This is a genomic window from Campylobacter sp. JMF_04 NA10, from assembly GCF_027737655.1.
Classification (GTDB): Bacteria; Campylobacterota; Campylobacteria; order Campylobacterales; family Campylobacteraceae; genus Campylobacter_B.
Genome location: NZ_JAOVTZ010000002.1, coordinates 210,450 through 223,805 on the forward strand (window position 1 = coordinate 210,450; position 13,356 = coordinate 223,805).

General features: G+C 41.6%; 7 protein-coding genes. All 7 read right to left on the reverse strand.

The features are described from left to right. Positions 1-77: 77 nt before the first annotated feature. Positions 78-2,372, reverse strand: coding sequence for a carbamoyltransferase HypF (hypF, locus tag OFO12_RS04005; RefSeq protein ID WP_270869560.1), 2,295 nt, complete (start codon positions 2,370-2,372; stop codon positions 78-80). Further along, positions 2,362-3,933 carry a hypothetical protein gene (locus OFO12_RS04010; protein ID WP_270869561.1) on the reverse strand — a complete coding sequence of 524 codons (1,572 nt, stop codon included), beginning with the start codon at positions 3,931-3,933 and terminating at the stop codon, positions 2,362-2,364. Before OFO12_RS04010 ends, hypF begins: the two co-directional genes overlap by 11 nt. Beyond that, complete coding sequence (locus OFO12_RS04015; RefSeq protein ID WP_270858957.1) at positions 3,930-4,478, reverse strand: HyaD/HybD family hydrogenase maturation endopeptidase; 549 nt, start codon at positions 4,476-4,478, stop codon at positions 3,930-3,932. The genes OFO12_RS04010 and OFO12_RS04015 overlap by 4 nt, the downstream gene beginning before the upstream one ends. After that, complete coding sequence (gene cybH, locus OFO12_RS04020; RefSeq protein ID WP_270861780.1) at positions 4,475-5,143, reverse strand: Ni/Fe-hydrogenase, b-type cytochrome subunit; 669 nt, start codon at positions 5,141-5,143, stop codon at positions 4,475-4,477. The genes OFO12_RS04015 and cybH overlap by 4 nt, the downstream gene beginning before the upstream one ends. A 2-nt stretch (positions 5,144-5,145) precedes the next feature. Then, positions 5,146-6,870, reverse strand: coding sequence for a nickel-dependent hydrogenase large subunit (locus OFO12_RS04025; protein WP_270868243.1), 1,725 nt, complete (start codon positions 6,868-6,870; stop codon positions 5,146-5,148). Positions 6,871-6,872: 2 nt separating this feature from the next. Beyond that, positions 6,873-8,018, reverse strand: a complete 1,146-nt coding sequence (locus OFO12_RS04030; RefSeq protein ID WP_270858960.1) for a hydrogenase small subunit — start codon at positions 8,016-8,018, stop codon at positions 6,873-6,875. Positions 8,019-8,142: 124 nt separating this feature from the next. Next, positions 8,143-13,296 (reverse strand): alpha-2-macroglobulin family protein, encoded by a 5,154-nt coding sequence (locus OFO12_RS04035; protein ID WP_270869562.1) that lies wholly within the window; start codon positions 13,294-13,296, stop codon positions 8,143-8,145. Between the last annotated feature and the right edge of the window lie 60 nt (positions 13,297-13,356).

Below are 13,356 nucleotides of genomic sequence, written 5' to 3' on the forward strand. Positions count from 1 at the left end.
GCCTTGTTTGATTAAAAATTCCCTGCGATTTTAGCGTAAAATTTTAAAATTTTAAGTTAGTTGATAAAATTTATTGATTATTTCAGGCGAGCGATATAGGCCATGAGTTGCCCGAGGGCCACGCCACTATCGTTACTCGGAGTGGTTTTATGTAGGTGAAATCTCACCCCGGCCTCGCTAAATTTTCGCACTACCAAACCCAAAAGCGTGGCGTTTTGAAAAACCCCGCCACTTAGCACGACCTCTAAATTTCGCTCTTTTGCGATTTGAAGCATTATTTTAGCGAGCGCGTTTATGAAATTTGACGCAGCCACGGCTGGCTCATCTTTTAGCGCGCTTAAAAAGGCGTTTTTAACGCTAATTTTGCCGTTTATTATCTCAAATTTATAGCGTTTTTCGCTCTCACTCGTGATTTTGCTCTCATCAAAGAGATTTTCCAAACTCATACCGCTTTGGCCGTCGAAACTAACGCTTTTTAGGGCGCAAATCACGCTTGCAAATGCGTCAAAAATGCGCCCAAGCGAGGTTGTCTTTGACGAGCGCGGGGCGATTTTGGCTAGATTTGAAATTTCATTTTGGCTAAATTTTGCCAAAAACTCACTCGCCTCACTTTCAATGCCGAATTTAAAAATCAGCGAAATTGCGAGTTTGTAGATATTTTTGATCGAACTCTCACCACCGATTAAGGCAAATTCATCGAAATGCAAAACCCTTTTGTAGCCAAATTCGTCAAATTCCAGCACTTCGCCACCCCAAATCGTGCCGTCTGCGCCATAACCCGTGCCGTCAAAGCTAAATCCAAGATATTTTTTACCACTTCCAAGCAAATCATTATCCGCCAAATTCGCGACCAAATGCGCGTAATGGTGCTGAAATTTCACCACTTCAAAGCCCAAATTTTCAAAATGTTTCGTGTGCAAAAAATTCGGGTGCAAATCTCCCAAAACAGCGTCAAATTTCAAATCATAAGTTTTGATAAAAATATCCAAAAGCGCGAAAAATCGAGCATTTGTGGCGATATTTTTCAAATCGCCGATATATGGGGAAATAAAAATTTGCCCGTCTTTATATATTGCAAACTGATTTTTTAGCTCCGCGCCAAGGGCGAGAAACGAGCCTTTATGAGTAAATTTGCTTTTGAAAATTTGCGGATTTAGCCCACGCGAAGTGCGTAAATATTGCGTAAAATTTTGCGTAATTTTTTGCGAATTTTGCTTCGTGATTTCTGCGATACTCTGCGTCTGATTTTGCGCCACAAAGCCCACGCTATCGTCGCTTGGCGTGATAATCTCTCTGTCATTATCCAAATAAAAATCAATCACACCGCCCAATTTTTGGCGCAAACTAGCTTCATCGTAAATTATCGGCTCGCCACTAATGTTCGCGCTTGTGGCGATTAATGGGCGATTAAAATACTCAAAAAGTAGCAAATGAATGCCCGTATTTGCTAGAAAAATGCCAACCTTGCCTAAATTTGGCGCAACTGCATCAGCGAGAGCAAAATTCTGCGGATTTTTTGATTTTTTAACCAAAACTATCGGTTTAATCTGCGAGTTTAAAAGCTCTTTTTCACTCTCGCTAAATTTGGCAAATTTTTTAGCCATTTCATAATCTTTACACATTACGGCAAATGGCTTATTGGGGCGATTTTTGCGAATTCGTAAGGTCGCTACGGCGTCTTCGTTCGTCGCGTCGCACATTATGTGAAATCCGCCAAGCCCCTTTACAGCGACTATCTCGCCACGAGATAAAATTTCACAAAGCCTTTTAACAGCGTTTTCGCCAATACCCAAAATTTCGCCATTTTTGTTTTTCAAAAAGAGCTTTGGCCCACATTTTGCGCAAGCAATCGGCTCGGCGTGATAACGGCGATTTAGCGGGTCAGTGTATTCACCACCGCAAAACTCACACATTTTAAATTTAGCCATTGTTGTATTTGCGCGGTCATAAGGGAGCTTTTTAATGATACTAAGGCGCGGACCGCAGTTTGTGCAGTTTATAAATGGGTATTTATATCGTTTGTTTTGCGGATCGTAAAATTCGCGCCTACAATCATCGCAAATGGCAAAATCAGGCAAAATGGGGTTAAATTTCGCCGAATTTTGCGAAGAAACGATTTTAAAATCATCATAAATTTTAGGCGCGATTTCAAAAATTTCAAATTTATCAATCCGCGCAAGTGGCGGAAGCTCGCCATAAATGCGCTCTTTAAGCCGTGCTATTTGCTCGCTCGTGGCGTTTGCGTGGATTTTCACGCCCTCGCCGTCGTTATAAACCTCGCCTTTTATGCCTAGATCGGTGCAAATGCGGTAAATAAACGGGCGAAAGCCCACGCCCTGCACAGCTCCTGCAATCTCGATTTTAACGCTCACAGCCTTGCAAACCCAAATACGCCGAGAAATCAAGGCGAGATTTGCCAAGCACGAGTGTGGCGATGTTTGCGAACCTGCGCTCGGCAAAGAGCGAACCGCTAAGCACGCCAGAATCGTATAATGCCTCGTTTGCGTCAGCCAAATCGCCGATAAATCTAGCCAGCGTGTCGATTACGCCGTAGCTTAAAACCTTGTCATCGACGCCTGCTAGCTTGTAGCTCATCGCCGAACGAAGCGTTTTAGCGAAGTTAAAATCGCCGTTTTCTTTAAGCTCGAAGTCTAGCTTCATGCCCTTTTCGCCCAAAAACTCCCCAGCGCACTCTAACAAATACTGCGCGTCTTTGCCAAAAATCACGCGAGAAAGCAGTTCAAAATAGCCATAAAAACTAGGTTTTACTTCGCTAAAATCGGCATTTGCGCGCGCATAATCTAGGCTAAATTTTGCGCCAAAATTTGCCAAAAGTTTTGCGCCTGTCTCGTCGCTTTTGATTTCATCAAAAAGAGCGTCTAAATTCGCAGGCATAGCGAAATTTAGGAGTTTGCGCTTGGATTTGGCTTCGTAAATCGCAATCTCATCGGCGTGATTTTTCGATACAAAAACCCTCATCACGCGCGAATCAAAAATCTCTTTTTCCTTGCAAATAAGCCCAAAATGCGTAATTTCATCGCCAGAAGCAAGAAGTGTTTTTTCGGCCTCGCTCATAAATTCAGAGTTTTTTGTGATAAGAAATCTATCCTCAATCACGCATAAATTTAAAAATTTATTTTTGTTACCCTGCGCGCCTTTTGCACCGACATAGTAGATTTCATCATCTTCGAGGCGTTTAAAAAGCGCGAACGAAAAGAGATCGCTACACATTTTCACATCGAAAAATTTAGGCGATTTTGAGAAGGAGCTACGAAAAACGCTGTTTGTTTTGAGGCGCAAAATCGGCTTTTCGTATGTCGCAAGGGCGATTTTTTGCTTGTCATCGGTGATGAAAATTTTATTAAACGATTTTAGGCCAGTAGCAACCATAAAGTCTGAATTTTCGAAATTTAAATCAGCACTTAGGCTGAATTTCTCGCCATTTAGCGAAATTTGCAAAATTTGATTATGACGCAAAATGCGGTAAGCATACTCGATTAACTTGCCAAAATTTTGCTTATTTACAGCGACGAAACTCTCGCCGTCAAAGACGCTAACACCGCTTAAAACCCCAAATTCATTTTCTATAAATTCGCCACTTTGCAAAAATTCGTGAATTTGGCTTGGGGTGAAATTTGAAAATTTAGGCAAAAATTTAATCTCGTCGCTTTTCTCGCAAACTTCCTTCAAATCCCCTTCGCCAGATACCACCTCCACGCTCGATTTTGCTAAAAATGCAGAATTTGGGATAAGCGCCATAAATTTATCGCTAAATTCAAGTAGCTCTTTTTCATCTGCTTCGACATAGAGTGTGGTTAAATTTTTGCCTAAATTTAGGGCGTATTTCAGCCCAGCCTTGCGCGCATAAAAATCCAAAAAATAGGCGATTAAGCCGTTATTATTCAAATAATCAAATTTAAAAGAAATTATCAATTTTTGCCCTTAGAATCAAAATTTTCAGCAATATCGCGCACGCTTAAATTCCCAATTTTTTCGCACACAAAACCGCGAGAAGCGATAAAATCTATCGCCGTGCGCTCCATAATCTCGCTAGATTTCAGCACCTCATCGCTCACGCTAAAACTCATCGGCTCTATGCGCATTGGCACTACGGCTAGGATTTGCGTGCGCGGTCTATCGCCACAAAGATCTAGCATTTGCAAGGTTTCTAGCATCTCCACCTCGTGAGCCGAACCGCTCCATTTCACGCTTTTTGGCATAGCCTCGTAGTCGAAGAAATACACATCGCCGATACTGCCCTCGTCTGCGTCGATACAATCAATCAGCAAAATTTCGTCGAATTCGACCAAAATATGCATTAAAAGCGCAGCCAGCGTGCCTCCGTCGATAAATTCGATACTATCGTCAGGTGAATTTGGGGTGAATTTGTAGTTTTGTTGCAGTGCGTGCATAAAATGTACTCCGACACCTTCGTCGGAGTACATAATGTTACCTATACCGATAACACCTAATTTCATTTTTGAACCTTGAACTTATAGCCGCTAATGATAGCGTCCATAGCTCCGTCTTGTCCTTTTACAGCGTTGAAAACAGCCATATAAACATGCACAGGGATAAATAAAATAAGGAAATTCATCGATAAATGGTGGATAGTGCGAACCTCGCTTAGACCACCCATCATAGCCTCGATTGGGCGCATTAGATCATAAATCATACCGCCAAGTCCGCCGTGATACATATGCACATGAAGCACAAGGCCAGTGATACAAATCAAGGCTAAAATGATGTAAAATGCCAAATACGCAATGAATTGCAAAGGATTATAAACGCCGTGCAAATGTGGGTGTTCGCCTAAAAATAGGTAAAATTTGATCTGCTCGATCCAAACCCTAGGATTGATAAAATCCTTAATACTAACTAGCTCTTTTCTGCTGTGTTTATCAAACAAAAACAGATATGATTTGTAAAGCATAGCCGCCATTAGCACGAAACCTGCCACTAAATGCACGAAGCGAATTTTAGCTTGCAAGAATAAATTTGGCTCAGAGCTAATCTCTGGGGCTATGAAAACATAAGCCAAATAAAATCCAGTAATTACAAGTATGACGATAGCGATAGCGCGTATCCAGTGGGTAAGGCGCAATCCTATCGAAAATTCATACTCGGCTTCTCTTTTTTTCATGGTTAATCCTTGATATTTGGATTTACTTTATATGAGCTAAGCTCGTTGCCTTTGGTATCCATAACATGAACAGCGCACGCAATGCACGGATCATAAGAGTGGATTTTGCGGATAATTTCAAGCGGTTGCGTTAAATCTGCAATTTTAAGACCGATTAAACATGACTCATAAGATGCCATATTGCCCTGGGCGTCTTTTGGACTAGCGTTCCATGTGCTAGGAACGACTGCTTGCCAGTTTTGGATTACTCCATTTTCGATTCTGCACCAGTGGCTTAGGCTACCGCGCGGAACATGTCCGATATATCTGCCTTTGTATGATTTCTTTTTATCGATTGTGTATTTAGCGCAAGTCTCAGTGTCGCCTGATTTGATATTAGCGATTAGGTTATTAAATGCTAATAGTCCATTATCAGCTACGACTTTTGCCTCGATCATACGGCATGCTGTTCTACCAAGAGTAGAGAATACTGCTTCTAGTGGAAGACCTGTATCGGCTAAGAATTTATCTACTACTTTTACTACAAATTCATTACCTTTTGCATAATTTACAACGATATTTGATAGTGGTCCAACTTGAAGTGATTTGCCATCATATCTAGGAGCTTTGATCCAAGTATATTTACCCTCGGTATTTAGGACTTTTGTATCTTCCATTTCACCTTTGGCGTTTAGAGTTTGCTCTACCTTAAATCCTGTGTAGTTTGGTTCTTGTTCGCCGTCATAAGGGTGAAGTGGTTTGTCATTTTTATACCATGAGTGAGTAGCTTCTTCTGTAATCTTGCTCTCATCTAGCTCATGAACCTTGCTAATATCGCCGTCTAAAATCACACCGCTTTGGAATAAGAAATCATTGCGTGAATATTGGAAAGTTTGGTGTGTCCATAGATTTGCGACACCGACATCGTTTAAGACACTTGCTTCATTAGCATACGCACCACCAGCCATAAGCAAGTCTGGATAATATGCGCGGTTGATGAAATCAGCAACTTCTTGGAATTTGACCATATACTCACCAAGTCTTGCTGGACTTAGGATATCCATTACGCATGTTACGCCACCGACTGTTAGGGTTTGTGGGTGTGGTTGTTTGCCACCGAAAATAGCCATCATTTGCGCAGCTGTTCTTTGGATACGCAAGCACTCTAAATAGTGGCTAAGCGCAATCAAATTTTGCTCAGGGGTTAGCTTGTATGTGCTGTGTCCGAAATATGCGTTTGCAAATGGTCCAAGTGCGCCTTTTTCAACAAAAGCTTTTACTCTTTGTTGAACTGCTTTTAGCTGATCCTCACCGCAAGCATAAGGCAAATCTGTGTATCTGAAAGCCTCTTGGCTAGCAGCGTGTGGATCTGCGCTTAGTGCGCTTACGATATCAACCCAGTCAAGTCCGTGTAGTTGATAAAAATGCACTGGGTGATCGTGCATAAATAACGCAGTGTTCATTAGCGTTCTGGTTAAAATCGCATTTAGTGGCGGAGTTATGCCAAGAGCATTTTCAACAGCTGAAATTCCAGCATTATAGTGAGAAAATGTGCAAACACCGCAAATTCTTTGCATAAAAAAGCCGATATCCCTAGGATCGCGACCCTTAACGATAGTCTCTAATCCACGCCATAAAGTAGAGCCAGAATACGCATCCGTTACAACTCCGTTATCATCGACAACTACTTCTATGCGTAAGTGTCCTTCAATACGAGTTATCGGATCTATTACTAATCTTTGTGACATTTCTACTCTCCCTTATTCTTTTTAAATGATGCAATGGCTGCATGAACTGTGATAGCTACACCTGTAACAGCCAAAATTCCTATACCGATTTTATCGGCTGTCGCATCAGCACCCGCTCCGCTAAATACGGTATTGTATAATCTATCTGCCAACGGCTCCTCAAATGGTCCCATATGATCCCAAAAATCAGGCTCAGAACAGCCGATACAGCCATGACCTGCTTGGATTGGCCAGCTAGTGTGAGCATTAAATCTCTCGCGTGAGCAGTTATTAAATGTATATGGGCCTTTGCAACCTACTTTATATAAACAATATCCGTCTTTTGCGCCTTGATCGCCGAATTGCTCTACGAACTCACCTGCGTCGAAGTGACCGCGTCTTTCGCACAAATCGTGAATTCTAAGTCCGTAAGCCCATTTTGGACGATTATAAACATCAAGTGCTGGAAGTGTGCCAAATAGTATGTAGTGAAGCACATTTCCTACGATATTTTTCTCGCTTGGCGGACAGCCAGGGACATTGATTACTTGTTTTTTAGTTAATTTGCTTAACGCAACAGCGTTTGTTGGGTTTGGTCTTGCTGCTTGGATACCACCGAAGCTCGAACATGTTCCAATAGCAAAAATTGCAGCTGCACCAGCAGCGGCATGTCTGCAATGCTCAGCACCTGTCTTACCAGCAGGTCCTACTGTAAGGAAATATTCGCTACTTCCGCTTGGAATTCCACCTTCTACCATTAAAATATATTGCCCCTTATATTTTTCGATAGCTCCATCTAAATTTTCCTCTGCTTGCCAGCCAGCAGCAGCCATAATCGTCTCGTGATATTCTAAACTAATATAGTCGAAAATCAACGAATCGATAGTTGGAGTATCAATTCTAAGTAAGCTTTCGCTACAACCCGTGCATTCTGCCATGTGAAGCCAAATCACAGGTAAGCGATCGGCGAGTTCTGCCGCCCGTGCAACTTGTGGTGCAAATACGCTAGGTAACCCAATCGCCGCAGTCATTGCGCCCGCCCATTTCATAAAATCACGGCGTGAAAAACCGCGCTCAGCAAGGCGTTTAGTGATACTATCGCCCTCTTTTATCTTGGGTAGTTTAGCGACTTGTTCTAGCCTATCGGCTACTTTTGCTAAATCAATCATTATGTTCTCCTTTACGCTTATAGCGTTAATCCGTAATTATATAGTTTTTTTGTTTAAAATTTGTTAAGAAAGAACTTACTTGTAGTTAAATTTTCTACAAGTAAGTTAAATTTTAAGGTTAAATTTATTTTATTTTGAAATTTAGCACCGGTAAATCATAATCCATTACGCTTTCGTTTTGCATATCAGTGATACCCACAGCTGGCAAGGCACACATACCAGAATACACTACATTAAGTGGTGTGTAAAATACGCCGGTATAGTCATTGCCGTTTTTCGTATCTTTGTAATACGCCCCACCAACCGGGAAGCTTAGCACTCTATCAAACATTATCTCTTTGTGCTCGAAGCTAGTTTTATCCTGCAAATTCTCAGGCCTTATAAATCCCGGATTTATGCGCTCATTGACGATCTCAAAGCATGTGCTTGCCGCCTCATCAATCACAAAATTTCTGATAAAGAAATTTGAGCGGAAATTTATCTTAGAATAAATTCTTTGCCCTACTTTTAGATTATCAAGCGAAACCGCATTACCGGCCTCATCGACAAATTCACGCACGATTTCTAGCTGTTTGATTCCGTGCAGATTTCCTGTGTGGTTGTTTATACTAAGCGGGCTGTGTTTGAGCGCGACTGGCTCGTAACCAAAGCTAAGCAAATTAGCAAAAATTTTCTCGCCATTTTTTGGCGAAATTTTGATTTCTCTGTCGTTAGAATTTAGCATAATTACTGAATTTGACGGAGTTTGGATACTTTGTGTAAGTCCGTTTGCGATGATATCTGTGCCCACGCCCTTATCATCTTCGCCAAAATACGCTTCCAGCGCCCTTAGCACAAACGCTCTTTCTTGCGTGCTATAAATGTCTTGTAAATTTTGGCTTAAATTTTGTGCCAAAGTATCTAAGACACTATCTTTTATACCGACGCTTCCTAGGGCATACAGAGCAAATCCAGCGTCCCTAACCTCACTAGCAAAAATTTTACTAGCATCTTTATTAGCATAATCAAATTTATAATTTGAACTATAAATTTTACTAAATTCCGCGCTCATTTTGTGTTTTTGCAAAATCGCAAGCATAGAAAATGTCGCTAGCGGGCTAGCTTCGTAGAGTTTTTTATCATAGACGAAATTTAGCTCATCATCGCTTAATGCGCCAACCCTATCTAGCACGAAATCCGCATACAATCGCAAGCTAGGCTCGCTAGAATACGACGATTTTAGCGCCCTTAAAATCAGCTCTTTTTGTTTTGGGGTTAGGATTTTGTATTTCGCGTCCATATCCAAAAGCACATCGCTAGCATACAGCGACGCAAATGCGTTCGTCTCGCCATGCGCGCTCCAATACCCAAATTCGCCGTTATTTTTAAGCCTTGATAAAATTTTCGTAGCATGCTCTAAAACAGCCCCCTTCATCGCCTCGTCGTGATCGCGTTTAAAGAAGAAATCATAGGCTAAAATTTTTGAGCTTAGTTGCTCTGTGCAACCATACGGATATCGCTCCAACTCCCTTGCCACCGTATAAGTGCTAGGTCTAGTGCCTATGTATGTAAAGACATCTTTATACGAAGCTGGCAGGCTAAAATTCATCGGTGCGTCGCTATAAGCACTGGCACTAAATTTCGAACGCGGAAACTGCGAAATGACATCAAATTTCAACTCATACTCAAATTTCGCCCCATTTTCTTCGCTCGCTTCCAAGCTCACCACGCCCTCGCCAAGCTCTAACGCATTTACTCTAAATTTCAAATTCTTTGCTTCTAGCGCGCCTAGCGTGATATTTGCATCACTAAGCGAAATTTGAACTGCGTCGTTAAAACTCGCCTTTAAATTTAGCGATTTTGGTGAATTTGTCGTATTTATGAGCGTTAGCGGGATATTTATATCATCGCCTTTGACCATATATGTAAGATCTGCTGGTTTGATGACGATATCATCTTTGACGCTGATTTGAGAGTTTGCCCAGCCGATTTTTTCTTCATCATCAAGGGCTAGCGCGCTTAGGCGAATCATAGAATTAAAGTGTTTTGGTAAATCTACCTCAAATCTAGCCTCGCCTGCGTCGTTTGCGATACTCTCATACATTTTGACAAATTTTTTATCTTTTTTGTTTTGCACTGGGCTTAAATTTCGCTTTGCGCTTTTTAGCATTTCATCACCGCCAAAGCTTAGTTCTTTGCCGTTTGCGCTATACACACTCAAATCATCGAAAACATCGAAATATCGGTGCCTGAAATATATCGGCTTATCAAAATACGAAAACGCATTTAGCTCTTTTTGATTTATCGCGTCTAGTATCCCTAAATCCACAGCATAAAGCGTGATTTTAGAATTTGGCGCTGATTTTGCCACGATTATGGCTTTTTCGCCGTTTTTATACTCTGGCTTGCTTTGCAGGCTAAGAGGGAGTTTTTTCTCGCTCACATCGAGGCTTACAGCTACATTTGCATAAGTGCGAAGTGGCATGGCAGCGCCTGAGGCAGAGCGTGAAATGCTAGCGCTAATGTGTCCGCCGGTGAAATTCTCTGGCACTCTTAGCTCGAAACTTGCGCTGTTTCCGCGAATTTGCGTGATTTTATAATCATACACGCCCTCTCCTATCAAAGCCACATTTAGCACGCCGTTTTCGATAGGCGAAGTAACCACGCCTTTTATCATTTCGCCAGGTTTGAGCTTTGATTTTTCTAAATTTATACGGGCGGTATTGACATCTTTGGCATTTAGCCTGCCATAGTATCCATATCCGCTCACATCGACTCTCGCACTCGCACTTGCCCCGCTTGCGTAGTCGTTTGCTACTACGATATACGAACCGCCATTTTCGAATTTATACCCAATCTGTGAGCCCTGCGCGCTAATGCTATCCACAAGCGAGAAATTCTCTTGCTCGACATATCTTTCGCCGTCGTAAATATAAGTGAAATCTTGGCGATAAATTTCTAAATCCACCTTGCCTTTTTGCTCTTTTTTGCTAAGGCTATCTAGCAATGCAAGGTCGAATTTTACCTCCTCGCCACTGCTTATGAAGTCCTTGTTAGCGCGAATTCCTAGAATTTTGTCGTATGGATAGTAGCTTAGCATTTTATATGCGCTGACATTTTTGCCACCGTCTTGGACGCTAAAATTCATCATCAAATTTGCCACATTTGAGACACCCTGCGCCTTTGGAGCGATTACGAGATCTTTTTTGCCGTTATTATCCAGCCTAAATTCCTCGCTTTTTACCTCCAATGTGCCCTCTTTTTTAAGTCTTGCATTTGTGAAGCTGTATCCTTCAAAACCGCTGATTTTAAGCTCTTTTTCGTAAGATTTCACTTCGAGTTTGCTAGCTAAACTCGCAGCTGGTGCGCCCACAAGGTAGTTTGAAATCAAATTTGCGATTATTAGCTCATCTTTGTAAATTTCATCTTTGCTCGTTAAAATTTCGTTTTTCACGCGGTTTGGTATGAAATTTTCGACGCTAAATTTCTTGGTTTCGATGATTTTATCCTCGTAGATTAGCTCAAAGGTATAACTTCCGCTTTTTTCGCCCAAATTCTCTTTGAAATTTAGCGCGCCATAAGAGTCAGTTTTTAGGGCGCGAGTGATGATATTCACGCCGTAAGGATCTGTGATTTTGTATTTTATCGGAGTGTTTTTAATCGGCGTAAAATCGCTCTTTTTGAGCACCACAGAGCCGATTAGTGCCTCATTTGGGCTTACTAGCTCGCTAGCGAAATACACCATTGCTCGCGCGTCGCTTCTAGTCGCTTCCCTGCTAGAAACAGCCTCGTCAAATATCACAAACCCGCGCTCTTTGCCGTCTGTAATCTCGATAGATTTAGGATTTTTATCTAAAAATTTAGTGTCATTTACAAGCAAAATTCCGTCACTATTCGTGCGTTTTTCTAAAATCAGCTCGTTTTTGTCATTGTAAATTTTAACAATAGCGTGCGACAAAGCCTTCGCATCGCTTAGGCGCGAAGTATAGATTAGCGCGCCACTATCAGCCATGCTAACCTGAGCCGAAATATCGCTGATATAGGCTGTGCGCGTGATAGTTCGCATTATAGCGCCCTCTTTGTAATGCACATATATCACATACACGCCGTCCTCAAAGCCCTTAAAATCCATAGCAATTTTATGCTCGCTAATCTCGTTTTTCGCCCCGCCAATGTCAAATTTTTTATTCACAACCTCGCTAGCTAGCGAGTGCGGATAATTGTTTTCAAAATTTAGAAAATATCTGAAATTTTCATCGCTGATTTTTGAGATGCTAATGCTAATCTCATTTAAATTCGAGCTTTTTATCGCGATATTTGCGTTTTTAGGGACGAATTTTTTCATATCACTAAACTGCACGAAAGGCTTCCTATCGCCAGTTTTGAAATTTAGCTTTATTTCATTTCTAACTATTCTAGAATCATCGCCAAAGCCCTTTAAAAGGCGCAATTCATAGCTTTTATTTGGCGCAAACTCGGCGCTTTTGATATCTACATGATAGTAGTATTTATCACTGATTTGCGGGTATTTTTGCTCATCTTCGTAGTATCTGTATCTAGCCTCGCCAAGGCTAAATTTACCCACGCCATTAACGCGGATAAATTTGGCTAAATTCGCGTCATCGACATAGTGTGGGAAATACAGCCTCGCTCCAAACGAGCCGTCATTAAAGCTAATTTCGCGGATTTTGACATCGTCTAGGTTTGACGCATTTATGCTATCGTTAAATGGCTCCTCATCTGCTTTTAGGATTTTTGGGGCGCTTAGCGTTGCGCCGTTTTTTGATTTTACAGAGCCTGCTTCGATGACGATATTTGGGTGCTTAGCGTCATAAGAAATCAAAAAACTTCTATCATTTTGCGCGCTAATGGTAAAGCTAATATCGTTTTTGGCTAAATTTTGCAGTGAATACACGCGAATTCCAGCCTTTGCCCCCTCCTCGCTCACACTATCGTTAAAGCTAATCTTTGCAAGTCCCGGGCGCAGTATTTTAAGCTCGCTCGCGCTAAACTCAGCCGTCGTAAAGCTAAATTTCTCCCCGCCAATCTCGCAGTTATAGCGAGTGCTGGCATTTAGCTTAGTCTTTGGATAAAACTCTATTTCACCGCTATTTTTATACTCATACACGCCAGTAATCCCTGGCTCACATTTTGCGATTTGCTCCTCGCTTATGCCAAAAGGGGCGATTTTTGCACCACTAAAAACCAAACTCTCATCATTAATCTGCGTTTCCACGCCAAAGAGCCACCCAGCGCAAAGTGCGCTACAAAGCCCAAATTTAATTAAAATTTTTTCCATGATTTTCCCCTAAGAATTTCGCGTAATTATATTGTGAAATTTTTATATTTTGGTAATTTT

Bases quoted from the DNA above. Each gene is read 5' to 3' on its own strand.
- OFO12_RS04015 (WP_270858957.1), bottom strand. From the start codon at position 4,478: ATGAAATTAGGTGTTATCGGTATAGGTAACATTATGTACTCCGACGAA.
- cybH (WP_270861780.1), bottom strand. From the start codon at position 5,143: ATGAAAAAAAGAGAAGCCGAGTATGAATTTTCGATAGGATTGCGCCTT.
- OFO12_RS04025 (WP_270868243.1), bottom strand. From the start codon at position 6,870: ATGTCACAAAGATTAGTAATAGATCCGATAACTCGTATTGAAGGACAC.
- OFO12_RS04030 (WP_270858960.1), bottom strand. From the start codon at position 8,018: ATGATTGATTTAGCAAAAGTAGCCGATAGGCTAGAACAAGTCGCTAAA.
- OFO12_RS04035 (WP_270869562.1), bottom strand. From the start codon at position 13,296: ATGGAAAAAATTTTAATTAAATTTGGGCTTTGTAGCGCACTTTGCGCT.